The organism is Cupriavidus plantarum (assembly GCF_905397285.1).
GTDB lineage: Bacteria > Pseudomonadota > Gammaproteobacteria > Burkholderiales > Burkholderiaceae > Cupriavidus > Cupriavidus plantarum.
In genome coordinates this window covers 19342-46228 of sequence record NZ_CAJPUX010000010.1, presented here as the reverse complement: position 1 = coordinate 46228, position 26887 = coordinate 19342, and the positions used below count along the sequence as shown (strand labels likewise).

Here is a 26887-nt window from a genome sequence, read left to right as displayed (position 1 = left end):
GCAGACTGGGCAGGATCGACTGGTCATATCAACTTGTCTTGGTTAAGCAGTGGGCTCCAACACATGCGGGTGCCCTTATCGGTGATGTCTTTTCCTCACGCGCCCTTCTTCGCCCGAACGAAGTACCCGAGCGGGTCTTCTTTCGAACCCATGCCCAGCGAGATGGAGAGGTGGGCCGCGACGATGAAGCCTGTGGCGAGTCCCCCGCAAACCAGCGATAGCGGTAGTTTCCACAGCATGGACCAGATCGGTCTGCTGGGACGCAGCAGCCTGATCGTCAGCACCGTCAGCTTGTTGGCGATGGCGGCGATGTCGTTGCCTCGCTCGCGGATCTCGATGTCGGTGAAGCCGTTCTCGACGAACAGGCCATGCAGGCGCTCGCGGGTGAAGCGGTGGTAGTCGTGTGGCAGGTGATGTTGTCTTGCCGACCATGGTACCGTGAGCAGCAGCACGCCACCGGGCTGTAGTACCCGCGCGATTTCGCTGGCCAGCAGTTGCGGGTCCTCGGAGTGCTCCAGCACCTCGATGCACAGCGCGCAATCAAAGGCGGCATCGTCGAAGGGCATCAGCCGGCCGTCGTAATAGACGACGTCGGCGCGCTTGCTGCCCATTCCGAATTCGTCGGCATGGCCGACGTCGATGCCCTGATAGGTCGCGGACGCAGGCAGCCACGCGCGCCACGGCGACTGGCCGGCGCCGACGTCCAGCACACGGCCGCTCACCTGCGCGAGCGCCGGGCGAAGGTACTGGACGATCGTTCCCAACTGGAGGTCGATCAGGCACCGCAGCCGGAACAGAAAGGGATGGGTCGCCGGTGACTTGACGGAAATCGGCTGGAATCCTTCCCGTCGCTGCGTGTTGCCGGTTCCGGGCCGCGTCATTTGATGGCCTTTCCGTCCGGTAGCAGCTCCGTGGCCTTGCCGTTGCGGATCAGCGCGGCACGGATCAGGCGCGGCCTGCCCTTGACCTCGGCCATGATCTTGGCGACGTACTCGCCGACCAGACCCACGGCGAAGATATTGAACGACCCGAACATCAGGATGGCGATCAGCAACGTGGTCACGCCACGTGGCGCGATGTCTGGACTGAAGATTCGCAACGCCGCAACGATGATGGCCGCGATCGTGGAGAGACCCAGCGCGACAACGCCGGTGGCGGTCAGCATGGTCAGCGGCGTGTTGCTGAAGGAAAAGATGCCCTTCTTCGCCCAGTCGATGTTCTTGATGAAGCTGTTGGTCGTCACCCCGAACATGCGTTCAGGACGTACATAGTCAACGCCCGTCTGCTTGAAGCCGACATAAGCGCGCAGCCCCCGCACGAACAGGTCACGCTCGGGACAGTTGAGCAGCCATCCCACCACGCGACGGTCGAGCAGCGAGAAATCGCCGGCATCGAGCGGTATGGGAACGTAACTGAACATGGCAAACACGCGATAGAACAGCTTGTACAACAGGCCCCAGTGCCATGCCATATCGCGCTTGACCCTGCGGCCATAGACGACGTCGTAGCCCTCTTCCCACTTGGCGTAGAAGGATTCGATCAGTTCTGGCGGATCCTGCAGATCGCCATCGAGGAGCACCACGGCATCTTTCGTCGACAGCTCCATGCCGCTGCGGAACGCCATCTGCGAACCGAAGTTGCGCGAGTGCGTGATCCCAAGAACATGGGGATCCTTCGCGCTGATCTCGTTGATCACCTGCGCGCTGTCGTCCGGACTGCCATCGTTGACGAAGATGATTTCGTAATCGATCTCGAGCTTGCGGAAGGTCTCCGTCAGCCGCCGGTGCATGACGGGAATTGCCTGGCCGTCCTTGTAGCACGCAATGATGGCCGATACGCTGCGCTTTCGTGTCTTCTGGTTTTTCTTGGTTGACGCCAGCATCGCGTCGTCGCTGAGCTGCTTCACCCAGCCGGCCGTGCCGCGTAATCCGTCGATCAAGCCGATACTGGGCCTCCAGCCCAATTGTTCGCGTGCCTTGCGCGGATCCGAATACCATTCGGCCAGATCCCATGTCCGGCCCTCCATGGTGTTGAACTGCGCGGGCGTCTCGATATGGAATTCGTCGCGCGCGATCTGCGCCAGCTCGGCAATCGTGGTCTTGGTGCCACTCCCGATGTTGAAGTTCTCGCCGTACAGGTCGGGATGCATCCGCGCCGCGGCCATGATGAACGCCGCGCAGACGTCGGCCACGTGGACGAAATCGCGCGAGGTCCGCGGGTCGACGAACGGGGGCAGCTTGCCGTCGAGCGCCTGACGCAACAGGTTGGGGATCAACCGGGAGGTATCCTCGAGCGGTCCATATACGGAGTACAACCGCAGATTCACGCAGGGAAAGCGGCGATGCTTTCCCATGAACCGGAGATAGTTGGACGCGGCGGCCTTCGAGACGGCGTAGGGACTGTTGGGCTCGCACACGCTATCCTCGCGCGGCGCGGCGCTGTTGGTCCCGTATTCGGAAGAGCTGCCCGCATGGATATACGCGGCGATAGACTGCCGCGCGAGGCAGTCGGTGAAGTTGACCAGCGATTGGAAGTTGGTCTGATAGATCAGCGTGGCGTCCTGCTCGAAGGAGTAAGCGCCATAGGCCATGCAATCGAATACCGTCTGGGGCGCAATGCTGTCCGCCAGGTTTTTTGCCGCCGCATAGTCATTGAAGTCCACCGCAATGACCTGCTCGTCCTTGATATCCGCCAGGCGCCAGTTCTTCTCCCGGCGCACCACCGCGAACACGTCGTTGCGGAACGCGTTGATGGTGTGGAACAGGTTCGCGCCCACGAAACCCGATGCGCCTGTCACGAGGATCGGACCGCGCAGGGCGCGTATGTATTCTTGCAAGTCGGACATGTTAATTGAGTTCGAGAGCGGCAAGCGCACTGCCTGCATCCAGCCCCGACTGACGTCGAAGGAAACCCTGGGAGCCGTATCGCTCGAAATGATGGGCGCGGGCGTAGAGATGCCTGAAGCGCGGTACGGAGACTTGCTGTGTTGCAAGGTGCAACAGCAGCTCGGAAGCGAAGCCGCCGCGCTGCACATGCTCTTCCGCCACGCAAAGGAGATCGGCCCGCTGGATTTGCGCGAGCAGTTCCGCCGGCATCGGCGACTCGGAGATGGGCAATTCAGCCACAGCCCAGAGGTTGGGCCGCTGCGCGACGGGTAATGCCTCGAAGGCCTCGATATAGGTGCTCGCCAGCGGTCCCACGGCGATCAGCAGCGGCCCGTCGCCGCACGTCAGCTGCCGCCACGGTGCATAGGCAGGCACCGCATATCCCTTGGGCGGCTCCCCGCGCCCCATGCGAATGTAGGCGGAGCGCGGCGACGCGCCAGCGCGCGCGATCACCGCCGCCATGTCCTCGTCGAACACGGGCACGTACACCGACATGTTCGGCAAAGCGAGCATCACGCCATAGTCTTCGATCGCATGATGCGTCGGCCCCATGACACCGTATCCGTAGCCGCCCCCGTTACCGAGCAGCTTCACGGGCAACGCATGGAAAGCGATGTCGTTACGAATCTGCTCGAATGCCCGCGCGTAGAGAAACGGCGCGATGCTGTAGACCCAGACGTCGAGCCCCTGCCTCGACATCGCGGCGGCAACCGAAGCCATGTTCTGCTCGGCGACCCCGGCATTGATGAACCGGTGCCCCATCGCCGCCTGCAGCGGCTCGAGCGCCATGAACCCGAGATCGCCCGTCATGAAGACCATGTCGGGATTGACGGCGCGCTCGACCAGCGCGTCACAGAGTTGCTTTCTCATTGTGGGCTCGACTCCAGCGCCAGCTCGGCGATCGCGTGCCGGAACTTGTCTTCGGTCAGCGGGAGGTAGTGAGAATCCATGCGGTTCTCCATGAAGCTGACACCGTGGCCCTTCACTGTGCGCAAGACAATGATGCGCAGGCCCGTGTGGTCCGCTGCAAGGGCACTGCGAATGGCATCGGCATCGTGGCCGTCAACGATCTGCGTATCGATGTCGAAGCCCTTCAGCTTGTCCCAGAGCGGCGACATGGAGGCCACGTCCGTCGTGGAGCCAAAGCCCTGCAGGTTGTTATGGTCGATCAGGACGGTGAGGTTGCTCAGGTTCTGGTGCCGGGCAAAGATCAGCGCCTCCCAGGTCGAGCCCTCCTGCCACTCGCCATCGGAGGTCAGGCAGACGACCTTCGCGTCGCTGCCTTTGAGCCGGAACGCCAGCGCGGTGCCCGCGGCAAGCGACAGGCCATGCCCGAGGCTGCCAGTCGCGAAGGGGATATCCGCGATGCCCCTCGCCGGCGGATGCCCCGCGAGCAATGTGCCATCCTTGTGGAACAGCTTCAGGTCCTGCTCGTCGAGCCGGCCAATGCTCCATAGCGCGATATAGAGCGCCCCCGCGGAATGCCCTTTCGACAGGATGAACCTGTCGTTGGCGTCCAGATATTCATTGAAGACGATCAACAGGGCATCGAGCGCGGACAGGTTGCCGCCGATGTGGCCCACGCCGCTGTCGAAATGCATCTGCAGCAGACGCGTGCGCGCGCGAACGATCTCGTCCGCCGTTAACAACTTGGGAGTAGCCATCTTGGATTTCAATCATTAACCAGCAAAGTCAAAAATCAGAAATCAAAAACCTGAAACTCGAAGGCGAGGTCGTGCCTTGTTAACCTGTAGCGCTATTTGACAACATAAAATGCCATATCCGAAAGGTCGACCAACCCCTCCGTTTCCATTTTCTCCGTGACGTGACTATGCTGTTCCAGCCAGTTGCGGACATCCGATCTCGGATCCGTCCCGGTTCTGTCGATATAGGCGCGGGTTTCGATGGACGTCACGTCGATGACACACCAGCTTTCACCCTTGTTGAATTCTGACAGTATTTTCTCGTTGGAGAAAAAGAACAGCGGACGCACAAGACCCACGGCTGCATCGAAGGGATGCCTCACCACGTAATTCAGCAGTGGAACGTAATCCATCGCCATCATGCGTTTGTTCGCGCATCCGTTCTTCTCATAAGCGTCGATCAACTTGCTCATCGCGCTCGAGTATTGGGGATGCGCCCATAGACCACGCAGGGGAGACACCGATATCGGGGCGATGCCGCGCGAAAAAATCCGCTGGTTCTCGGTGTGGTCGTAGAACAGCGAAAACAGCGCGATGGTGCCGAGGCATAGGGCGCAGAAGCCTTTGTGCGCCACGCGATCGAATGCGCTGCGGTCCTCACCGGCGCCGCACAGGAGCATGATCGTTAATCCACAAGCGGGTCCCGCGAAGAAAATCATGCCCTGGCTGATACCCGTATTGCTCCCGACGCTCGTCGCCAGTTGCAGGGTAACGATCCCCGCAGCGGCGATAACCAGTTCGCGATCGCGCCGCGCGGGACGGCGCGCGGCCGCGTCGTTGCCCTGACGTTTCCGGAACAGCCACGCGCCTTGCCATGGCGAAAGGCAGTAGTAGAGGAACGCGGCGATCAATACATGAAATGCGAACGCCCCCGGCAGCGCGCTGATCCACAGGCCTTCGTCGCTGAGCAGATACTTTCCATGCCACAGGAACGCCGGGCCGAGTTGTATCGGCTCATCGAGGTGAATCGTGTGATAGACGTAGTCGCACAGGTGGTAGACAAAGAACGCGGCCAGACACGCGCACAGGAATATGCCGATCCTGTTCAGCTTCACGACGGCGCCAAGCGCGATCAGGCAGCACAGCGAAAAGAGCGCAATTTCCCCGTAATAACGAAGAATCGACAGCAGGCGTCCCAACAGGTGGAAGGTGTCGCCGCTGTGCGCCTTTGGGGCAGAAAAGAAAATGGACGGGCCCACGGCATGGATATACCAGCCCCACAGAATCGCACTGCAGACGACATACACCAGCAAGACCACCCTGCTCCGATAGCCGAGCGCCATGGAGAAAACGATCCAGACGGTGAGCGCCGCCGCCACTACGACGTGCATGAACCCGGCAAGCGCGAGAAGGAGGCCGGAAACGACGAGCCAGCTCGTGCGCCGTCGATCCGCCTGCGCATGTCCCGCGATGAACGCCGCAAGTCCCAGCATGAAGAAATTCAGTGCGAGGCTATTGGGGCCTTGAATCGTGTAAAGGTAAATACCGGAAGACGCGGCGACCGCGACCGGTGTGACGTATCCAGGCGTCTCGTCCTTCTTCAGCGCCGTGAAGAGCGCCAAGGACGACAATGCGCAAAGGAACACATTGAGAAAGCGGAACCAGAATATCTCATGAAACCCAAGCCCCATGAACACCGCATTGACGAGGTAATTCGGCGTCTGTGGCAGCGCCAGGTGGTCGAGCCCAAACCCATTGGCGACCTGCCACGACAGCGTCAGGAATAATCCGTCATCGCTCGATAGCCCAATGGCGCGTCTCGGCATGATGAACAGCGACATGACGCACACCGTCACCAGCGGAATCAACCACGGAACGAGCTTTTGATAATTTTTATCGGACCATAACCTGTGCGGATTCGCTAAATCGGTACCTGTCTGCATAACATCCGCTGGAATGACTCGAAAATTTAATCGTTCGTACTGGAAATGCTTTCAGGCACGCGTCCGCGCGGGCGCGCGTTCAGGTCCGCCAGTGGTGCCCGGGCGGTCTGTTCGATACCGCGAATCGAACTGTATAGGAGAAACGGAGCACTGTGACAAAACGCGGGGCCCCGTGTTGCAGATAGGCCCCGCTGAGCTCAGATTGCCGGTCGCGCACTCATGCGATGGTTTCCCTCAATGGATGGTGCGCATAGTGCTGGCCAAAACGATTCTCCAGGAACCGGTCGAGCGGTATGGCCTCCTGCCGCACGAAGCCCGCCTGCGGCAGTTCGCCCTGGATCACGAGGTCGAGCGCCGTGCAGATGCCTGCCGCGGTGGTCAGCTGAATCGCATTGACGTGACCCTGCGGGGTGTCCATGCCGCCGATTCTGGCTGAGAACGAGGCCTGCGTCAGTGGACCTCTGGCCGATCCGGTGTTGCCGCCCCGATACCCCGTCGCGCTGGCGAATACGATCACGACGTCCTGCTCCGTCACGGGAATCGCCCGTTCGAAGATGTCGCGGAGCCAATCGCGGCGCTCGCGCAGGCGGAGGTCGTTGAGCAGCAGCTTCATCTGGGCGCAGTGGCCGGGATAGCGGATCGACTTGTAGTCGACATGGCGCGCGCGGCCGGCCAGCGTTTCCGGTAGCGTGCCAAGCCCTCCGGACGTATTGAACGCCTCGTATTCGATGCCGTCCACCGCGAAGCTCTCCAGCCCCTCGAGCGCCGGGAGTTCGACGCGGCGGCCATCGACGATCGCTTCGCACGGGTTGCAGTACTCGTTGATCAGACCCTCCGTGCTCCACGTGAGGTTGTACTTGAGCGCGTTGTCCGGATAGCGGGGCAATGCGCCCACGCGCATGCGCAGGTCCAGCAGTGCACCGCCATCGAGGAATTGCCGCGCGAGATCGTGGCCGACCACGCCGATAAAGCCGGGAGCCAGGCCGCACTGGGGCATCAGCACGGCGCGAGCGCCCTCGGCGAGCGCGCCGATCGCATGGGTTGCCGCCACGTCTTCGGTGAGGTCGAAGTAATGGACGCCGAGCCGCGCGGCCACGGTGGCCACACCGATCGCGGCGTGGAAGGGCAGCGCATTGAGGACCGCCGTGGCGTCCGTCAGCAGCGCCGCGCAGGCCGCCGCATCGGTCGGATCGGCCGTGCGGACGACGATGGCGTCATCGAGGCCCCTCAAGCGGCTCGCATCGCGATCGACGAGGGTCACGCGATAGTCGCCAGTGTCGTGCAGCATCGTCGCGATGATGCGGCCGATATTGCCGGCGCCGAGGACGGCGACGGGCGTTGGACGAAGGGTCGAGGTCAGCATGTCGGCTCCGGATGTGCGTTGTCGTTACCTCCAGTATGGAGAACGGCGCCGACGGAATGTAGAGACAAGATTGACGAATGCCCTGCATAATCCGTCGAAACGACGAGACATTCCGACGCAATGACCGAACTGGACCAGATCGATCGCCACCTGCTGTCGCTGCTGCAAGGCAATGCGCGCGAGTCCGCCGCGAACCTTGCGCGCGCGCTCGGCATCGCGCGCACGACCGTGGTCGCCCGCATCGCGCGGCTGGAGAAAACGGGCGTGATTGCGGGCTATGGCGTCCGGCTGGGGCGGCAGATGGAGGACAGCGCGATCCTCGCGTTCTGCGGGCTGTCGGTGCAGCCGAAGGCCGCGCCGACGGTGGTGCGCGCGCTCCAGCGGCTACCTGAGGTGGAAGAGTTGAACTCGGTCAGCGGGCCCGTCGACTATATGGCCGTGATTCGCTGCGACACGCATGCCCGGCTCGACAAGCTGCTCGACGAGATCGGCATGCTCGATGGGGTCAATCACACGACCACGTCGATCGTGCTCGCGCGGAAAATCGATCGGCGGCGCGCGGCGGACTAGCCCGCGCGACCCCGTCCCCTCACCGCTTGCGTCACCGCTTGTATCACCATTTTCCCGGATCGATGGGCTTCACCGGCCACTTCTTGTCCGCGGCCTTTTCGGCTGGCTTGTCCACGGGCTTGTCGGCAGCCCTCTCGGCCACCTTCCCACCCTTGGCGGCGGGCGCCGATGCCGGTGCCAGCGACTTGGCGACTTCCGCGTCGCGATTGGCCATCAGCGCCCGCGCGCGCGGCAGCAGCAATTCGATCGTTCCTTCCGACGGATCGTCCGGAATCGCATAGAACTCGACCGTCAGCGGCTTCTTCATCCAGCCCGCGTGCGTCGCCTTGACGGACTTGCCGGCCTTGTCGCGCAGGTCTTCCTGCTCCTGGCGGAACGGCTTGCCATATCGCGCGCTGAGGCTCTGCATCGCGGCATCCTGCGAACGGATGCCATCGGTCGGAATGATCACGCCCACCAGGGCATTGCCGTCGACGAAGCCGACGAGGTGCGGGCCATCCATGAACGCGGGGCGCTTGTCGCGCGGCACGCCGATCTGCCGCATGGTCCCGTCGCCGCGCAGTTCCACGCAGAGCGCGGTCACGTCTCGACCGTTGGGGGTGCGATGGTCGGCGCAATCCGGCATCTCGGGCAGCGGGCTGCCGATCTCGAGCGTGGACAACATGGACGTGAGCGCGTCCCCCTGACCCGGGATCTGCGCGCTGGCGTCCGCGGGGGTGCCGGCCGCGGATGCCGCAAACGTGGCAAACAGGCCAGCGGCCGCAAGCGCGGCGACTGAGAATTTCAAAACGGAACTCCTGGAAATGGCTCGGGTTGGAGTTTGCCTGATACCAGATGTTCCGTGCCCGGATGTGGGAGTTCGTTACGAATCTTCGCCCGGCGCTCGAGGTGGCTAGCGCAGCATATGCATCGCGGCGTTCGCGAGCATGCCGGCCACGGCAAGCAGCACGGCCCACAGCAGCAGGCGCGGCAGACGGCTGGGCGGTAGCTGGCGCGGCGGCGTGCGGCGGGCGAGCGGCGCACGCATGCGCGTGTTGCTCTGCAGGCCGCGGGTGTGCCACATGCTGTCGGCGGCAAGATCGATCTCGGCCGGCCGGTTGGGCGCCGAACGTTGCGGTTGCTGCGCTTGCTGCTGGGACTGTCCCCTGCCAACAGGTCGTTGCGTGGCCATCTGGCGCTCCCCCGAGTGCATCGAAAGGCTGCCGGCGCGGTACGTGTGCCGCCGGAACACACACGCGCCCCGGGTCTGCCGCCTCAGGTACGCGCGCGGCACATGGTAGGCCAAAGCGTTACGGAAATCCATGCGTTGCCGCACGATTCGCGCGGGCCTTTTCGCCCCTGAGCGCTTACTCCGCCGACGATGGCCGACGCGTCACGGTCAGTGCTTCGCGCCGGAACGCGTGACCCATGTGGTGATAGAACGGGTGCGGGCAGAATTGCCGCGCCAGGAACGATGCGAGCAGCGACGACGCCAGCAGGAACACGGTCAGGTCCTGCGTGCGCGTCATCTCCATCACGATCACGCTCGCGGTGATCGGCGCCTGCGTGGCGGCGGCGAGGAACGCGGCCATCGAGATCAGCGCGAGCATGCGCGGCTCCGGCAGGAAGCCGAGAAAGTGCGCGACGTTGTCGCCGATGCCGGCGCCGATGGCCAGCGCGGGCGTGAAGATGCCACCCGGAATGCCCGCGAAGTAGGACAGCACGGTCGCGAAGAACTTGCCCACGCCGAACCATAGCGTACTGTCGCCGTGACCATTGATCAGGGCCGAGGCCTGCTCGTAGCCCGTGCCGAACGTCGCGCCCGCCGTGCCGTAGCCAATTGCGGCCACGATCAGCCCGCAGCCGAACGCGACCCAGATCGGATGGGCCTGCGGCCATTTGCGCCAGCGCGCGGGCAGCAGGCCCGGGACGCCACCGATCAGCAGCTTCGCGAACATGCCGCCGAGCACGCCATTGACGACCGCGCACATCAGCACGGGACCCCATGCATCGTGCAGCGCGAGGATCGGCACCTTGATGCTGAAATACGGATTGTTGCCGAGCAGCGATAGCGTGAGAAAGCCGGCGGTCAGCACGCCGGACAGCACGACGCGATCCCAGCGCATCGCGGCGCCGCGTCCCAGTTCTTCGATTGCGAAGACCACACCGGCCAGCGGCGTGTTGAAGGCCGACGCGAGCCCGCCCGCGGCGCCCGCGCAGATTAGCGCGTTGGGATGGAAGCCCGTGCGAAAGCGCAGCTTCTGCTCGCACCACCGGCCCCACGACAGCATCGCCGCCGCGCCGACCTGCACCGACGGGCCCTCGCGGCCGACCGAGGCGCCCGCGAGCAGTGCCGCCGCCGTCAGCACGACCTTCCACATCGCCTGCCGGAACGACACGAGGATGCGCTGCGGCGCGCTGTCCGGCGGCAGCGAGATCGCGGCCAGCACCTGCGGAATGCCGCTGCCGCGCGCCTGGGCGGCGTACCGAATCGTCAGCCAGCGCAACGCGGCGAGGCCGAACGGCAGCATGACGAACGCCAGCCACGGCGTGGCGGCGGTCAGCTTGGCGTTCCAGCGCAGCGCGGTTTCGGCGATCCATGCGAAGACCAGCGAGAACAGCGCCACGCCCGCCGCGCCGCACATGAACACTGCGTAGCGCATCGTCGTACGCGAGATCCGGCCAGCCTGGCGCGACTTGCGCGCGATGGCGTGTCTGGCGCGGTGGCGAATGCCGCGCGCTGCAGCGTCGGCGGCGGATGCGGACCCCGGCGACTCGGATGCGGACCCGGCTGACCCGGGCGCGGACTCGGAGGAAGGCTCGGGGCGGGAGGGTTCGTTAGTTTCGGTCATGAAGCAGCGATCTTGCGGCGGCCGTAAGACGGGCGGCGTGGGAACGATGAGACCCCGTCACTATACGCCGCGCATGGCGGGGGCCCGACAAAACCCATGCCGATCCGCGCGAACAGCACGCGGACTGCGCGCGATCTGCGAACGCAAACGGCGCGCGCTGGCGTACCGCCGGTCGATTTTCCTTGCCGTCATGCCGCCATGAAAAAATCTCACGAGCACGCTTTCATGATGCAAGCTATGATGATACAGACTTGTACCACCAAAGTGACGATGTCATGGCATCCACAGATTTCTCCGCCATGCCCTGTCCGATTGCCCGCGCGCTGAGCGTGTTGGGCGAGCGCTGGGCCATGCTGATCCTGCGCGAGGCGTTCTACGGCAGTACGCGCTTCGACGAATTCGAGCGACGGCTCGGCATCGCGCCGAACATTCTGAGCAATCGCCTCAAGGCCCTCGTCGAGCATGGGCTGCTCGAAAAAACCCATACGCCGGGGGGCGGCGCCCGTCACGTCTATACGCTGACCGAATCGGGGCGCGAGTTTTTTCCGGTGTTCGTCTCGCTGAAGGGATGGGCGGATCGCTGGCGCGCGACCGAACACGGGCCATTGACGATCCTCAAGGATGGACGCGATGGCACCGAGATTCGCCCGCCCCGGCTCATGCGCGAGGATGGCAGCGAGATCACGCTCGGCGACGTGGAGATCGTGCCCGGGCCGGGTGCAAAGGCGTTTCGGACCGAGCTGGAACGCTTCAACGCGATGCTGCCCGTGGCGGCGATGATGGACGAAGAGGCATGACGGGCATGACGCGCGCGGACACGACGCCGCTAGCGTGACGCCTGAGGGTCGGACGCAGGGGAGGAAGGTGACGAAGGTGACGGCAGCGAGGACTGCGGCGAGGTCTGTGCCGATGTCTGTGCCGATGCCGGTGCCAGTTGCCGCGCATCGCCAACCATCCCGCCGTCCCGCACCTCGGCCGGCACGGCCGGCCACCCGCCGCCAAGCGACTTATACAACGTCGCTACACCCGTCAGCACATCCACCTGCCCCTGCACCGCCGCGAGCTGCACCGAATAGAGTTTCTCGCGCGCATCGGTAACCTCCAGATAGCTGGTATAGCCGCCCTCGTAACGCGCGGTAGCCTGATCCGCATAGATGACGAGCGATTGCTCCTGCCGTCGCAGACTCGCAAGCCGGATGCGCGTCTCCATGTTCGCCGCGAGCGCGTTGTTCACGTCGGCGAGCGCGTTGAGTACGCTGGCCTGATACGCGAGCATCGCCTGATCGCGCACGGCGCTGGCGCTCTGCACCTGCCCGCGGATCGCCCCGCCCTGGAAGATCGGCTGCGTGATGCTTGCCCCCACGCCCCACACGCGCGACGCGCTGTGCCACAACGCGCCCGGCGTAGCGGCGATCGCGCCAAACATCGCCGAGAGGTCTACCGCCGGCAGATACAACGCCTCCGCCGCGCCAAGCCGCGCGTTCGCGGCCACTGCCGCCTGCTCGGCCTGCAGGACATCGGGACGCCGCGACAGCAGCATCGCGGGCATGTCGGGGCCGACAGCGGGCGCCTGCAGCGCATCGAACGGCTTGCCGCGCTCGATCGGGCCGGGCTCACGGCCGAGCAGCACCGACAATGCATTCTCCGTCTGCGCGATCGACGCTCGGATCGGCGGAATCGAGGACTCAGCCGCGTAGTAGTCGTTCTCCGCCTGTACCAGTTCCACCTGCGACACCACGCCGCCTTCGAAGCGCTGCCGGAAAATGTTCACCGCCTTGGCGCGCACGTCCAGCGTCTGCCGCGCGATATCGAGCTGCGCGTCGAGGCCGCGCAACGTTGCGTAGCCCTGCACCACGGACGCCGCAAGCGCGAGTACCGTGCCGCGCCGCGTGTACTCGGCATTCCAGAGATCCGCTTCCGCGCCTTCGGCCTGGCGGCGGATGCGGCCCCAGACGTCGATCTCCCAGCTTGCGTTGCCCACGAGCTGATAGCTGTTGCGCGGCCCGCTGAACGCCTCGAGCGGCGTGCCGATCAGCGTGTTGAACGTGCCGCTGCGCTGCCGCGCGGCAGCGGCCGTCGCGCCGATCTGCGGATAGAACGCCGAGCGCGCGATCATCAGCTGGCCGCGGAACTCGTCGATACGCGCCGTGGCGATGCGCACGTCGTAGCTGTTGCGCAGCGCGGTCTCGACGAGCGCGGTGAGAACCGGATCGTCGAAGGTGTTCCACCACGCGATGTCCGCTTCGATGGCCAGCGCGCCGGTATCGAGCCGATAGTACGGCGGCGATGCGACTTCGGGCCGCCGATAATCTGGGCCGATCGCGCAGCCCGCGATGGCGGCGGCGAGCGCCGTCGCCGATATGACACGTGTCAGCGCTGCCTTCACGACGGCTCTCCCGCTGTCGGCTCGTGCGGCGCCACCGGCCCCGCGGCCGACGGCGGCGACGCCTTGCCGCGGCGCGCGCGGAACTTGTCCACGCCCGTCCCGATCAGCCATGAGAACAGCGGCACGAACAGCAGGGCGAGCGTCGTGGCCGCCAGCATGCCGCCGATGATCCCCGTGCCGATCGAATGCCGCGAGTTCGCGCCCGCGCCCGCCGCGATGAACAACGGCACCGCGCCGAGGATGAATGCGAGCGACGTCATTACGATCGGCCGCAGCCGCAGCTTGGCCGCTTCTATCGCGGCGTCCCCATGCGACATGCCCTCCTTCTGCTTGAGCACTGCGAACTCGACGATCAGGATGGCGTTCTTCGCGGCGAGCCCGATCAACGTGACCATGCCAATCTGGAAATACACGTCGTTCGACAGCCCGCGCAGCAGAATCGCGAGCAACGCGCCGAAGATGCCGAATGGCACGGCACTGAGGATCGACACGGGCAACGACCACGACTCGTATTGCGCGGCGAGGATCAGGAACACCATCACGATGCCAAACACGAACACGATCGCCGTCGTATTGCCGGACTTTTTCTGCTCGAAGGCCTCGCCGCTCCACGCAAAGCTGTAGCTCGCGGGCAACGACTCGCGCGCCACTGCCTCCATCGCCGCCAGCGCCTGTCCCGAGCTATACCCGGCCGCCGCGTCGCCCGTGATCTTTGCCGCGGGGAAATTGTTGAAGCGCGAGAGCAGATCGGGCCCACTCGCATAACGCGTGGTGAGCAGGCCCGTGACGGGCACCATCTTGCCGCTCTGCTGCCGCACGTACAGGAACTGGAGGTCGTCGGGATCCGCGCGATACTGGGGCTCCGCCTGCAATATCACTTGCCATACGCGGCTGTATTGCGAGAACTGGCTGACGTAGAGCGAGCCAAACTGCGTCTGCAGCGTGCCGTAGACATCGGCGATCGGCACGCCCATCGTCTCGGCCTTCTCCTTGTCCACCTCCACGCGCATCTGCCGGGAGGCGGCCTGGATCGTGCTCGTCAGTCGCCCAAGTTCGGGATGCGATGCCGCTGCCTTGATGAAACTGCGCGTCACGCCCTCGAGCTCGGCCGCGTTACCCGTGCCGCGGTTCTGGATCCAGAACTCGAAGCCTCCCTGCGACCCAAGGCCCGGGATGGAGGGCGGATTGACCGGGATAATGATGGCCTCCGGAATCGCGCGCAGCTTGGCGATTTGCGAGCCGATCACCGCGCGCACCGACAGATCGCGCGTGCCGCGCTGTTTGAAACTCTTGAGGCCGACGAACACCGTGCCCGCGTTGGTCTTGTACTGGCTGTCGATGAAGCTGTACCCCGAAAGCGCGGACGCGTCTTCCACGGCGGGATGTTCCCGGAACATCGCCGCAACCTGCTGCGTGACCTTGTCCGTGCGGTCGAGGCTCGCGGAGTCCGGCATCATCACCGCGACCAGCAGATAGCCCTGATCCTCGGGCGGCACGAACGCCGTCGGAATACGCGCGAACAGCTGCCATACCGCCAGCAGCATGATCACGAAGAACAGCAGCGCCAGCACCGCGCGCCGCATGAACGCGCGCACCCAGTTGCCATAGTGATGAACGAGCCGGTCGAACCTGTCGTTGAACCATACGAAGCCGCGCCATGGCGTGTGATGGCCGGGCTTGAGAATCATCGCGGCGAGCGCCGGCGACAGCGTCAGCGCGCAGAAGCCCGAGATCACCACCGAGACGACGATCGTCAGCGCGAACTGCCGGTACAGCTGGCCCGTGGTGCCCGAGACGAATGCCACCGGGATGAACACCGCAGACAGCACGAGCACGATGGCGATGACGGGGCCCGTGACTTCCTCCATCGCGCGCAGGGTGGCCTCCCGCGGCGAAAGATGGAACTCGGCCATATTGCGCTCGACGTTCTCCACCACCACGATTGCATCGTCGACGACGATCCCGATGGCCAGTACCAACGCGAACAGCGTCAGCAGATTGATCGAGAAACCCAGCGCCAGCAAACCCGCGAACGTGCCGATGATCGACACGAACACGGCCAGCACGGGAATGATCGTCGCGCGCACGTTCTGCAGGAAGATGAACACCACGAGCACGACCAGCACCACGGCCTCCGCCAGCGTGTGCACCACCTCTTCGATCGACGCGCTGACGAACTCGGTGGTATCGAGCGACACCTTGTACGCGATGCCCGGCGGGAATGTTTTCGACATATCGTCGAGCGTGCGCCGCACTTCCTTCGCCACCTGAATGGCATTCGAACCCGGCTGCTGATACACCGCGATGATCGTCGCCGGCTTCCCGTTGAGCGACGAACGCAGCGTGTAGAGCTGCTGGCCCACCTCGGCGTGGCCGACGTCGCGCAGCCGCGCGATCGCCGCGCCCTGGTTGTCCGCCCGGAGGATGATGTTGTCGAACTGATCGGGCGTGGTGAGCCGCCCCGGCGTCACGAGCGGAAACGACAACTCCACGGGCCGCGCGTTCGGCGCCTGCCCCACGCTGCCCGCGCCGAACTGCTCGTTCTGGCTCTGCACCGCGCGCTGCACGTCCTGCGCGGTGATACCGAGCGCGGCCATGCGGTCGGGCTTGAGCCAGATGCGCATGGCGAGGTCCGCCGACCCCATGATCTGCGCCTGGTTCGCGCCGTTGATGCGCTTGATGGCATCGAGCACGTACAGGTTTGCATAGTTGTTGATGTACTGCTGGTCGAAGCGGCCGTCGGGCGAATGCACGGCGATCAGCAGCAGGAAGCTCGATGAGCGCTTCTGCACATTGATGCCGGTTTTCTGGACGGTATCGGGCAACTGCGGCAGCGCAAGATTCACGCGGTTCTGTACCTGCACCTGCGCGGTATCGGGATCGGTGCCGATATCGAAGAACACGTTGAGCGTCATCGAACCGGTCGGGGACGATGTCGACTGCATGTAGATCATGTTGTCGGCGCCATTGACCTGCGTCTCGATCGGCGCGGCGACGGTCTGGGCCACGGTATCCGAGTCCGCGCCCGCATAGGTCGCGGTGACCGTGACCTGCGGCGGCGTGATGTCGGGATACTGCGCGATGGGCAGCGCGAACATCGCCACGCCGCCACCGATGACGATGACCAGCGACAGCACGATCGCGAAGATCGGACGCCGGACGCAGAAGGCGGAGATCATGGCGGTCCCCTCTCAGCGTGTGGCCGAGGGTGTGGCAGATTTCGCGGGCGCGGATGCGCTCCCCGCCCCCACCGCCGCGAGCGGCGCCTCGCCCGTAACCTGCACGGGCGCGCCCGCGGTGAGCTTGCCCGCGCCATCGACAACGACGGTCTCACCGGCCTCTAGTCCCTGCGCGATGCGCCACATCGGCCCCGACAACTCGCCGACCGTCACGGGCCGGGGCTGCGCCTTGCCCTCCTTGTCTACGATGAATACGAGATCGCCCTTCGGCCCATGCATCACCGCGCGCTGCGGCACGACGATCGCATTGGGTCGTGTGGCGCCGCCGACGAGCACGCGCACGAACTGTCCGGGCTGCAACTCGTTGTTCGGATTCGGCATCTCCGCGCGCACGAGAAAGGTCCCGGTCTGGGGGCTATACGTCGCGTCCGCGAACGTGATGCGCCCCTTGTGCGGATACTCGGAGCCATCGGCCAGCACGATCGACACCGAGTAGTGCCGATCCGGCGGCACGACGAGCTGCCTGTTCTGCTGTTGCGCGCGGAACTCCAGCGTCTGCGGCTCGGAGATACTGAAGTTGATCCGCATCGGCGTCAGCGTGGACACCGTCGTCAGCAGGCTGTTGGTCGTGCTGACATACGCCCCCACCGGCAACACGCCGAAGCTCGACACCCCATCCACGGGCGCGCGCACATACGTATAGGAGAGATTGAGCTTCTGCGTTTCCACCTCCGCCGTGGCCTGCTCCACGCCGGCCACGGCGGAATGGAACTGCCCCGTGGCATCGTCGAGATCCTTCTGCGACAACGCATTCTGCGCGGCCAGCGGCTTGACGCGCGCGAGGTTGGCGCGCGCGACGTCGAGCCGCGCCTTCTGCTGCGACAGCTGTGCCTGCGCCGCATCGAGCTGCGTCTGGAACGGCTTGTGATCGATCTCGAAGAGGACCTGGTTCTCCCTGACCATCGCGCCTTCCACATAGTTGCGCTTGACCAGAAAGCCGGACACGCGCGCGCGCACGTCCACGGCCTGATCGCTCTGCGTCTGGCCGACGAACTCGAAGGTCACAGGAAGATCGTGCGCGCGCGTCTGAAACACCTGTACGGGCACCGCCTGCGCGGCGGCGGGCGGCGGTTCCTGCCTGCCGCAAGCGGTGAGCATCAGTGCCGCGCCCCCCATCGCGCATAGCCACCATCGCAGGTCAGCATGCTTCGCCGTCGCGGCCGCCATGGTTGCCCCCACCGCCCGGACCTGCCCCATCATTGCACGCTGCCTCATTGGCCGCTCCCTCGTTTGGGGCACGGCATCCGGGGACGCCCGCCACCTTATTGTCGAGGTTACGTGCGCGCCGCCTGAGGCACCATTCAATGTTTTCGGGCGCGGACTTAAGTAGTTTCGATGCTAACGGCGGAATCTGTGAAAGCCGCCACCGCCACCGAAGCGTGCCTGCCATTGCTGCGCGGTGGCGGCCGTGCGCTGATTGCCGAGTTGCCTCGCCTGATGCTGGCTATCGAGCCCGCTGGTGACCTGCCGCGCCGCATCGCTATTCGCACCGCTGGGCTGCACGGGCTCCCATCCGTTCGACGTGTGCTTCTGCCAGCCGTCCTCCGTTCGCTGATAGACATTGCCATCGTGACCCGCATACACATTGCCGTTGTTCCAGACGACGGCGTTGTCCTTGCCCGGATTCGCCACCACGCCACGACTGCCCGCGGTCTGCACGCCAGTCTGCGTGTTGCCGGCGATGCCCGCTTCCACCGCGCCGACGCGTCCGGTTTGCGCGTTGTAGCCCGCAACCTGCCGCCCGGCCGCGTAGTCGCCCGTCGCCGCGTTGCCCACCACGCCGCCGCGGCCAGCGCCCGCGCTGCCCGTGGAAGGATTCGAGAACGAACCCTGCCGTCCCGCCGCGTAGTTGCCCGAGTACGGATTGAACGCGGCACCGCGGCCGCCCTGGAACTGCGCGCCAGTCGCGGGGTTATAGCCCGAGGCCGCCGTGCCGCGCCATTGCGTGCCCGTCCAGGCGTTCCATCCCTGCGCGTGCGTGACCGTGCCCTGCCCCCATCGGCCATAGACGTTGGCCTGATTCACGTTCACGTAGTTCCATCCATACGCGCCACCCCAATAAGACCCCCAATACGGTCCCCAATAAGGCGTGGCCGCGCCCCATATCGCCCCGGCCGCGAAGCCGAACGCGAACCCTTCCGCCATGCCGATGCCAAATCCCGCGCCATAACCGTACGTCGCGGGATAGCCGTAGTACACCGTTCCCACGTAGGGCGGGTACACATAGCCCGTGCCATAGACCACCGTGCCCGCGGGGCCGACCACCACGCCCATGTAGCCGGGCGTATAGCCCACCACGACCGCGTCTGGCGTCACCGAATAGATGCGCACGTAGGTCACGTAGTACAGCGGCGCGCTCGGCGGCATCGCATAGATCGCGGGCGGCACGTCGGTGGCGACGCTCCATGGACCCGCGGGCGACGGCGCGACGAACCAGATGCCGTTGGCCACCGCGAAGAAGCGGTCGCTCGCCTCGATGACCGGCGTTCCGGTGTTGATCGCGTATCGCAGCGCGGTGCCGTCGATCGCCTCGAAACGCGGCGCGCCATCATAGGTCACGGTCAGCGACGCCTTTGCGCGGGAGACGGTGGCGGTCTGCGGGATGTTGGCCGCGATCTCCGCCTCGCGGGCCTGCGCGGTGCCGGGCACGGACACCAGCACGTTGGCCTTGGGATCGTTCGGCGAGATCTTCGCGAAGTCGGCGGGCAGTTGATCGCCCGGGACGTACTCCCACGGGCCGGTCAGCATCGGGGCGCGGAACCAGCGGCCGGATAGCAGCACGTAGGATTGGTTTGACGTCGGATCGACGAACACGGCGTGGTCGGCGTTCGACACGGTGAGCAGGCTCACGCCGTCCACCGGCATCATCTGCGGCGCGCCGCTCGTGACGATGAGTTCGGCGGGGCGCGTGGACAGCAGCACGGCGGGCGCGGTGGCGGGCTTGCGGCCATCGGCGGGGAGCATGGGGTCGGGCTTTGGGGTCTCGCTTGCGAGCTTGCCTGCGGCGTTGCTTGCAAGCGCCAGCAGCGCGGCGGGCGGGGTGGGCAACACCTCCCATGCGCCGCCGGCGGATTCCGAGCGGTACCAGTAGCCGGCCGCCTGCAGGAACAACTCGCCCGCGTCGTCGCGGAGCAGCAGCGCACGGCTGTTGAGCGCGCGTTCGTAGTGCGGACTGGACCGCCGCCATACCGGATCCCCATCGACAAGCACGAGCACGGTGGGCGTGGTCGCAAACAGGATCTGCGGCACATCGTTGCGCACGGCCACGCGCTGGCCCCGCGCGATCTGCTGCGCCACGGCATAGCTGGCCTGCAACTGCTCGAGCGGCACCGTCAGCCCCCGCGGCGGCAACTGCGCGATCAGCCCCTGTCGTACCTGCTCGGCCGCATCGGGACGCGTGGGGACGTCCACACTGTCGATGCGGAGCTGCGACAGTTGCACGAGCCCGGACGGCTTGTCGATGTCCGCGGTCGCGGAGAACCGGACCACCCCATAAGTCGGCGCGCCATCCCTAGGCCCCATCGCCACCGCCGCGCGGCCGCCGAGCTGGTTGCCCTCCCACCGTTCGATCTGCGGCTGATACACCTCGATGCGCTGGCCTGCCGCATCGAACTGCCTCGGCCATTGCAGCGAAGCACGCGGCGCCGGCGCTGCCGCAAGCGCAGACCTCGGGGAAAGCGCGTCCATCGTAAAGAGGGTTGCAGCGACAAAGCAGGCGACTGGACACGCGGTCAGGCAGGCGGCAAGCCCACCCGCATACACGCGACGACAACGGAGGAGAAGGCGTTGCATACGGGTTCGCGCTCCATGAACGGTGCTTCACTCTAAATTAGCGCGCATTCCGGAACAATCCCGCATAAAAAACTTCAGATCCCATCGGAATTTCCGCACATCGCCTCGCTTTCCCACGCTTACCCGCCGTTCCCTCAGCTCGCTTCCGCGCCAAACCGGTGCACACCGAAGTGCGCGCCGAGCGACATCGCACACGCCGCGCACACACCCCTTGAAGCCCTCCACATCCGGCCTCATTTCAGCGAGATGTCTCCTCCCGTGGAAACACCATGAGTTCCATGCGTCCGCGCCGCGCGATTCTGTTCTCCGCGCTGACCCCGATCCTGCTCCACACCTATATCGGTGTCCGGCTCGTGCCGGACCTGCCCGGCGCGATGGCCATCAAGATCGCATTTGCGATCTTCCTCGCGATCTCCGCGCTGCTGGTACCCGCCGGCATGCGCGCGCGCCGCTACGAGCCGCCCTGGGCGGACCGTATCAGCTGGATCGGCATGTCGGCGATGGGCTTGTTCTCGTCGCTACTGGTGCTCACGTTCCTGCGCGACATCTTCCTGCTCGTGGCGATGCTGGCCGGCTGGCATACACCTTCGCTCGTCGCGACCAGCGCGGTCGTGCCGCCCGTACTGGCGTTCGTCGTCAGCGCGATCGGGTTCTTCAATGCGCGTGGCGTGGCAAAGGTGGTCGAGGTCGACGTGCCCGTGGCCGGACTGCCCGCCGCGTTCAACGGCTTCACCATCGCGCAGATCAGCGACATCCACGTGGGGCCGACGATCAAGGGCCCGTACATCGACCGCATCGTCGATCGCGTAAACAGCCTCGATGCGGATGCCGTGGCCATTACGGGGGACCTCGTCGATGGCAGCGTGCGCGACCTGTCTCGACACACGGCGCCGCTCGGACGGCTGGCGTCGCGTCACGGCACCTTCGTGGTCACTGGCAATCACGAGTACTACGCGGGGGCGGAAGCATGGATCGAGGAGTTGCGGCGCATCGGCCTGCGCGTCCTGCTGAACGAGCATGTGGTGGTGGAACGCGACGGCGCGTCGCTGGTGCTCGGTGGTGTGACGGATTTCACGGCGGGGAGTTTTATCCCGAGCCATCGCAGCGACCCCGTACGCGCGCTGGCGGGGGCGCCGGTCAACGCGGCGGTGCGCGTGCTGCTGGCCCATCAGCCGCGCAGCGCGCCGGCAGCGGCGGCCGCGGGGTTCGACCTGCAACTATCGGGACACACGCATGGCGGCCAGTTCTGGCCATGGAATTTGTTCGTGCCGATGCAGCAGCCGTATGTGCACGGTCTGCGGCGGCATGAGCGGATGTGGATCTACGTCAGCCGGGGCACCGGATACTGGGGACCGCCGAAACGATTCGGCGCCCCATCGGAGATCACCAGGGTGCGGCTCGTTGCAGCCTGAGCGCGCACCGTGATGCGCCATCAATGCGCCATCAACGCGTGATGGGCTTGTAGCGGATCCGCTTCGGCTTGGCCGCTTCCTCGCCAAGGCGGCGCTTCTTGTCCGCCTCGTACTCCTGATAGTTGCCCGCGAAGAACTCCACGTGCGAATCGCCTTCGAAAGCGAGGATGTGCGTGGCGATCCGGTCGAGGAACCAGCGATCGTGGGAGATCACCATCACGCAGCCCGCGAACTCGAGCAGCGCATCTTCCAGCGCGCGCAGCGTTTCCACGTCGAGGTCATTCGACGGCTCATCCAGCAGCAGCACGTTGCCGCCGGCGATCAGCGTCTTGGCCATGTGCAGACGGCCACGTTCACCGCCCGACAGCGTACCCACCTGCTTCTGCTGGTCGCCGCCCTTGAAGTTGAAGCGGCCGATATAGGCGCGCGACGGCGTTTCGTAGCGGCCCACGGTCAGCACGTCGGCGCCGCCCGAGATTTCCTCGAACACGGTCTTGCTGCCGTCGAGCGCATCGCGGCTCTGGTCCACGTACGCGAGCTTCACGGTCGGCCCGATCTTGATCTCGCCGCTGTCCGGCTTTTCCTTGCCCGTGATCATGCGGAAGAACGTCGACTTGCCGGCGCCGTTGGGGCCGATGATGCCGACGATCGCGCCCGGCGGCACCTTGAAGCTCAGGTTGTCGATCAGCAGGCGATCGCCATACGCCTTGCTCACGCCATCGAACTCGATGACTTCGTTACCGAGACGCTCGCCGACCGGAATGAAGATTTCCTGCGTCTCGTTGCGCTTCTGGTATTCCTGGCTGTTCAGCTCGTCGAACCGCGCCAGACGCGCCTTCGACTTGGCCTGACGACCCTTCGGGTTCTGGCGCACCCACTCCAGTTCCTTCTGCAGGGCCTTCTGCCGCGCGGACTCGCTCGCCTCTTCCTGCTTCAGGCGGTTTTCCTTCTGATCCAGCCACGAGCTGTAGTTGCCCTTCCAGGGAATGCCATGGCCACGGTCGAGTTCGAGAATCCACTCGGCGGCGTTGTCGAGGAAGTAGCGATCGTGGGTCACGGCGACCACGGTACCGGGGAAGCGCGTGAGGAACTGCTCGAGCCAATCGACGGACTCGGCGTCCAGGTGGTTGGTCGGTTCGTCGAGCAGCAGCATGTCGGGACGCGACAGCAGCAGCCGGCACAGCGCGACGCGGCGCTTCTCACCGCCGGACAGGTTGCCGACCTTGGCATCCCACGCCGGCAGACGCAGCGCGTCGGCGGCGATGTCGAGCTGCAGCTCGGCATTGTTGCCATCGCTGGCGGACAGAATCGCCTCGTACTTGGCCTGCTCGGCCGCCAGCGCATCGAAGTCCGCATCGGGCTCGGCATACGCGGCGTAGATCTCATCGAGCTTCTTCCGCGCTTCGAACACGCCGCCGAGCGCCGCTTCCACGGACTCGCGAACGGTCTGCTCGGGATCGAGCTCGGGCTCCTGCGACAGATAGCCGATATTGAGGTTCGGCATCGGTGTGGCCTCCCCCTCGATCTCCTGATCCAGCCCCGCCATGATCTTCAGCAGCGTGGACTTCCCCGAGCCATTCAAACCCAGCACGCCAATCTTGGCACCGGGGAAGAACGACAGCGAAATGTCCTTGAGAATGTGACGCTTGGGCGGAACGATCTTGCCCACGCGATTCATGGTGAAAACGTACTGAGCCATGGCAGCGGTATTGGGTGGAATTGCAATGGGCGAAGTGTAGCAGGCGGACCGTGAAGCGCCCTTGCATCGGCGATCGCCCGGCCCCATTACAATACGGCCCTCGGATTCCGATCCGCATAGCCACGACACGCCCAATGAAGCCCGCCCTGACCCTGAAGTTCAAGTGCAAGAAGTGCACGAAGCCCGTCACCCTCTATCTGCAAAAGACCTCCGCCTGCTCGCATATCACGCCCTATCAGGGGTTCTGCAAGTGCGGCGAGATGATGCGCCATGCCACGGGCGACAAGGACGCCGTCGAGTCATTCGTGAACTCGCTCGACAATAGCTGGATGCACCACCATCACCACCACCATTGAGCATCGGCCGGTGACTGAAGTCTGGCGCCCTGCCGCGAAGGATCCGATGCGTTTTCTCGGGGGATATCCCGCGAACGTGCTCGACCAGGTGCGCGCGATGGCGGCCGCCGGTAAGCTCGGCGAGCATATCGCGCGGCGGTATCCCCAGCGGCATACGGTGCAGACGGACCGCGCGCTCTACGACTACACCACCGAGCTCAAGCAGGAATATCTGCGCAGCGCGCCGCCTCTGCACAAGGTCGGCTACGACGCGCGGCTCGATACCGCGCAGCATGCGCTGGGGCTGCATACCGCGATCTCTCGCGTGCAGGGTGGGAAGCTCAAGGCCAAGAAGGAGATCCGCGTCGCGTCGCTGTTCAAGGACGCGCCGCCGGAGTTTCTGCGCATGATCGTCGTGCATGAACTCGCTCATCTGAAGGAGAGCGATCACAACAAGGCGTTCTATCGGCTCTGCGAGCACATGGAGCCGCAATACCATCAGCTCGAGTTCGACACCCGCCTGTATCTGGCGTGGCGCGAACTCGAAGCGGCGCAGAGCAAGGACGCAACGCCCTCACCCGCTCAGTCGCAGCTGTAGCGGTAGGCGTCGTCGAGGTTCAGCGGCAGCACCAGCGTCCGCAGATTCAGCGCCCGCGCCGAGGAGCACAACGCCGCGCGCGTCGCATCGACCTTGTACTTCGTGTCGTACTCCACCTGAAACACCGGCTTGCCCTGCGTGGTGAACGCGGCATACACCCCGCACTCGTTGTACTGGAAGCACTGCTCGTTGACCGCGAAATCGAAGTCGGACGCGAGCTGCGAGACCTGGTCCACGTCGTTCTTGAGCCCGATGGCCATGCCGCGCGCATGGGCCTGCGCGGCCAGATAGCGGTTGTAGTCGAGCTGCGTCGCGGCCGTCAGCGGCAGGCCCGTGTTGTTGGTATAGCCATCGACGTTGTCCGTATCGACACCATCGCAACCCTTGGCCTTCGCCATATCCATCCGCGCCGCCATGATCGCGCGCACGTTCGCCGAGCGCGTATCGAGCCAACGCTCGCCGGGCCAGCCCGAGAGACCATTGCCCATGTCGCTCGGCTGGAACTGCGAGAAATCCGCACGCCAGTTCTCGCTGCTGCCCGCGGAGAAATAGCACACGACGCGCTTGCCCTGCGACTTGAGCAGATTGATGGTCGCCTGCGGCGTGTCGTACATATCGACGTCGAACACGGCCGCGTTGTAGTTGATGTTCGCGGTGCCCTGTAATTGCAGCTGCCACGTATCGCCGAGCTGCGGCGCCCAGCGCGAGGTCGTGGGCTGCGTGCCGGCGTTACCGGTGTTGGCGGTATTACCGGTGTTGGCGGTGCCGCTCGTCCCGTTACCCGTATTGCCACGGCCGCTGGTTGTGCCGGACGTCGTCCCGGACGTTCCCGCCGAGCTGTCGCTCACGCGCACCGTCGATCCGCCGTTGTCATCCCCGCCACCCCCGCACGCGGTCAGCGCGGTGCTGACGCTCGCTCCCAGCAGGCACACGAAGGCCTGGCTTGCCAATTTGCCAAACATAACGCCCCTTCAGTAACAGCCCCGAATAGTGAGTGCCCGTCCTGTCGTCCGCACGGATCGCGGGCCGGGTCGTCAATGTATTTGGGGATCGATTATGTATTGGACGTCTTACGGAATGTGCGGCAGCGAACTTAAGCCGCGGCGCGTTGCGGCGAGAATGCAACAACGTGCGTCTTCTCAATGTAACCAGACGTAACAAGCACTTCTCGCACCGAATCTTCCAGCTCCTGTTCCAACGCATAGCGCCGCCGATACTGAGCGCGCTTGTGCGACGGCACGTCCTCGATCGGCTTACGGGGCAGGTTCGTCTCGAGGCCGTACCCGAGCTTCTGTGCAATGGTGAGACGTGCAACCCCTCCGGGGAGCCCGGGCGGCCTTTCCATCGGGTATCGCTCAAACGTTTACACTCGCGATTGCCTGTTCGCTTCACACCACGGTGCCGTGCTTACCGGCGCCGACTGCCCCATGTCCCTGAAACACATCGCCGCCATCTCCCTCGACCTCGACGACACGCTGTGGCCCTTCCTGCCAGCCGTCCTCGCCGCGGAGCAGGCGCTCCACGACTGGCTGATCACGAACGCCCCGGGCACGGCCCGCACGCTGACGACGCCGCAGTCGCTGCGTGAATTACGTATCCGATTTCAGGAGGAACGCCCCGACCTCGCGCATGACATGCGCGCGTTGCGACTGGGCTCGATCCGCTGGGCGTTGGAGCACGCGGAGGAAGACATCGCCATGGCGGAGGCGGCGTATGACATCTTCTTCGCCGCCCGCCAACGAGTGGCGTTCTACGAGGACGCGATGCCCGCGCTGCAATGGCTGAGTGCGAGGTATCCGCTGGTGGCGATCTCGAACGGCAACGCCAATCTGCAGGTCACCGGCGGCCACGAATACTTCAAGGCCGCGTTCAGCGCGCAAACCTTCGGCAGCGGCAAACCCGACGCCGCGATCTTCCACGCCGCGGCGGAAGCGGTCGGCGTGGCGCCCGAACGCATCCTGCATGTCGGCGACGACGCGGACCTGGATGTCGTCGGCGCGATGAGCGCGGGCATGCATGCGGCATGGGTGGTACGCGGCGAAGTCGGCGCTACGGCCGAGCCCGCGAAGTGGGAAAGGACGACACCGGCCCCGCACCTGATCGTGTCCGACCTCACGGCACTATGCCGGGCGTTGGAAGAGCAATAGGTCTGCTTGCGCCCTCTCGCGGGAGAGGCGCCGACCCGATGATC

At 65.0% G+C, this 26887-nt stretch carries 22 protein-coding genes; 6 read left to right on the top strand and 16 right to left on the bottom strand.

Annotated features, from left to right (window positions below):
• Positions 1-95: 95 nt before the first annotated feature.
• The 6 genes from KHP16_RS25745 to KHP16_RS25720 all read right to left on the bottom strand — a co-directional run bounded on the left by KHP16_RS25745 (position 96) and on the right by KHP16_RS25720 (position 7834).
• Positions 96-881, bottom strand: coding sequence for a class I SAM-dependent methyltransferase (locus KHP16_RS25745; protein ID WP_211961411.1), 786 nt, complete (start codon positions 879-881; stop codon positions 96-98).
• Positions 878-2845: an NAD-dependent epimerase/dehydratase family protein gene (locus KHP16_RS25740; protein ID WP_211961410.1), complete on the bottom strand. Its 1968-nt coding sequence runs from the start codon at positions 2843-2845 to the stop codon at positions 878-880. Before KHP16_RS25740 ends, KHP16_RS25745 begins: the two co-directional genes overlap by 4 nt.
• A 1-nt stretch (position 2846) precedes the next feature.
• The gene (locus KHP16_RS25735; RefSeq protein WP_211961409.1) at positions 2847-3755 is read right to left on the bottom strand and encodes a transketolase family protein; all 909 of its coding nucleotides are present in this window, start codon (positions 3753-3755) and stop codon (positions 2847-2849) included.
• Positions 3752-4549 carry a transketolase gene (locus KHP16_RS25730; RefSeq protein WP_211961408.1) on the bottom strand — a complete coding sequence of 266 codons (798 nt, stop codon included), beginning with the start codon at positions 4547-4549 and terminating at the stop codon, positions 3752-3754. The genes KHP16_RS25735 and KHP16_RS25730 overlap by 4 nt, the downstream gene beginning before the upstream one ends.
• A 92-nt stretch (positions 4550-4641) precedes the next feature.
• A complete protein-coding gene (locus tag KHP16_RS25725; RefSeq protein ID WP_211961407.1) occupies positions 4642-6471 on the bottom strand; it encodes a hypothetical protein in 1830 nt (609 codons plus the stop codon).
• 217 nt (positions 6472-6688) lie between these two features.
• Complete coding sequence (locus KHP16_RS25720) at positions 6689-7834, bottom strand: saccharopine dehydrogenase C-terminal domain-containing protein (protein ID WP_211961406.1); 1146 nt, start codon at positions 7832-7834, stop codon at positions 6689-6691.
• Between the two features lie 120 nt (positions 7835-7954).
• Between KHP16_RS25720 and KHP16_RS25715 the strand changes: the two genes are divergently transcribed.
• A complete protein-coding gene (locus KHP16_RS25715) occupies positions 7955-8404 on the top strand; it encodes an Lrp/AsnC family transcriptional regulator (protein ID WP_109585180.1) in 450 nt (149 codons plus the stop codon).
• A gap of 43 nt (positions 8405-8447) precedes the next feature.
• Here the strand turns inward: KHP16_RS25715 and KHP16_RS25710 are convergent, their stop codons facing one another.
• The 3 genes from KHP16_RS25710 to KHP16_RS25700 all read right to left on the bottom strand — a co-directional run bounded on the left by KHP16_RS25710 (position 8448) and on the right by KHP16_RS25700 (position 11235).
• Positions 8448-9191, bottom strand: coding sequence for a hypothetical protein (locus tag KHP16_RS25710; RefSeq protein WP_211961405.1), 744 nt, complete (start codon positions 9189-9191; stop codon positions 8448-8450).
• A gap of 105 nt (positions 9192-9296) precedes the next feature.
• A complete protein-coding gene (locus tag KHP16_RS25705) occupies positions 9297-9575 on the bottom strand; it encodes a hypothetical protein (RefSeq protein ID WP_211961404.1) in 279 nt (92 codons plus the stop codon).
• Between the two features lie 175 nt (positions 9576-9750).
• Positions 9751-11235, bottom strand: a complete 1485-nt coding sequence (locus KHP16_RS25700) for a chloride channel protein (RefSeq protein WP_211961403.1) — start codon at positions 11233-11235, stop codon at positions 9751-9753.
• A 275-nt stretch (positions 11236-11510) separates the two neighbouring features.
• Here KHP16_RS25700 and KHP16_RS25695 point away from each other — a divergent pair, with 275 nt between their 5' ends.
• Positions 11511-12032 carry a winged helix-turn-helix transcriptional regulator gene (locus KHP16_RS25695; RefSeq protein ID WP_109585176.1) on the top strand — a complete coding sequence of 174 codons (522 nt, stop codon included), beginning with the start codon at positions 11511-11513 and terminating at the stop codon, positions 12030-12032.
• Positions 12033-12061: 29 nt separating this feature from the next.
• Here KHP16_RS25695 and KHP16_RS25690 read toward each other — a convergent pair whose 3' ends face one another.
• The 4 genes from KHP16_RS25690 to KHP16_RS25675 all read right to left on the bottom strand — a co-directional run bounded on the left by KHP16_RS25690 (position 12062) and on the right by KHP16_RS25675 (position 20547).
• Positions 12062-13621, bottom strand: a complete 1560-nt coding sequence (locus tag KHP16_RS25690) for an efflux transporter outer membrane subunit (RefSeq protein WP_244836040.1) — start codon at positions 13619-13621, stop codon at positions 12062-12064.
• Positions 13618-16800 (bottom strand): efflux RND transporter permease subunit, encoded by a 3183-nt coding sequence (locus KHP16_RS25685; RefSeq protein WP_211961401.1) that lies wholly within the window; start codon positions 16798-16800, stop codon positions 13618-13620. Before KHP16_RS25685 ends, KHP16_RS25690 begins: the two co-directional genes overlap by 4 nt.
• 12 nt (positions 16801-16812) lie before the next feature.
• Positions 16813-18075 carry an efflux RND transporter periplasmic adaptor subunit gene (locus KHP16_RS25680; protein ID WP_244836037.1) on the bottom strand — a complete coding sequence of 421 codons (1263 nt, stop codon included), beginning with the start codon at positions 18073-18075 and terminating at the stop codon, positions 16813-16815.
• A 123-nt stretch (positions 18076-18198) separates the two neighbouring features.
• Positions 18199-20547, bottom strand: a complete 2349-nt coding sequence (locus tag KHP16_RS25675) for a carbohydrate-binding family V/XII (RefSeq protein ID WP_211961400.1) — start codon at positions 20545-20547, stop codon at positions 18199-18201.
• A 383-nt stretch (positions 20548-20930) separates the two neighbouring features.
• Between KHP16_RS25675 and KHP16_RS25670 the strand changes: the two genes are divergently transcribed.
• Positions 20931-22064 (top strand): metallophosphoesterase, encoded by a 1134-nt coding sequence (locus KHP16_RS25670; protein WP_211961428.1) that lies wholly within the window; start codon positions 20931-20933, stop codon positions 22062-22064.
• Positions 22065-22095: 31 nt separating this feature from the next.
• Here the strand turns inward: KHP16_RS25670 and ettA are convergent, their stop codons facing one another.
• On the bottom strand, positions 22096-23763 hold the full coding sequence (gene ettA / locus KHP16_RS25665; protein WP_211961399.1) for an energy-dependent translational throttle protein EttA: 1668 nt from the start codon (positions 23761-23763) through the stop codon (positions 22096-22098).
• A gap of 134 nt (positions 23764-23897) precedes the next feature.
• Here ettA and KHP16_RS25660 point away from each other — a divergent pair, with 134 nt between their 5' ends.
• Together KHP16_RS25660 and KHP16_RS25655 are read left to right on the top strand one after the other, a co-directional pair.
• Positions 23898-24119, top strand: coding sequence for a hypothetical protein (locus tag KHP16_RS25660; protein WP_109585170.1), 222 nt, complete (start codon positions 23898-23900; stop codon positions 24117-24119).
• Between the two features lie 46 nt (positions 24120-24165).
• On the top strand, positions 24166-24696 hold the full coding sequence (locus tag KHP16_RS25655; RefSeq protein WP_211961427.1) for a M48 family metallopeptidase: 531 nt from the start codon (positions 24166-24168) through the stop codon (positions 24694-24696).
• Here KHP16_RS25655 and KHP16_RS25650 read toward each other — a convergent pair.
• Entirely contained in the window at positions 24681-25658 is a 978-nt protein-coding gene (locus KHP16_RS25650) for an endo alpha-1,4 polygalactosaminidase (protein WP_211961398.1), read from the bottom strand. The genes KHP16_RS25655 and KHP16_RS25650 overlap by 16 nt on opposite strands.
• A gap of 131 nt (positions 25659-25789) precedes the next feature.
• The gene (locus KHP16_RS28715; RefSeq protein ID WP_211961397.1) at positions 25790-26041 is read right to left on the bottom strand and encodes a DUF535 family protein; all 252 of its coding nucleotides are present in this window, start codon (positions 26039-26041) and stop codon (positions 25790-25792) included.
• Positions 26042-26123: 82 nt separating this feature from the next.
• Here KHP16_RS28715 and KHP16_RS25640 point away from each other — a divergent pair, with 82 nt between their 5' ends.
• Positions 26124-26843 (top strand): HAD family hydrolase, encoded by a 720-nt coding sequence (locus tag KHP16_RS25640; RefSeq protein WP_121492927.1) that lies wholly within the window; start codon positions 26124-26126, stop codon positions 26841-26843.
• Positions 26844-26887: the final 44 nt, after the last annotated feature.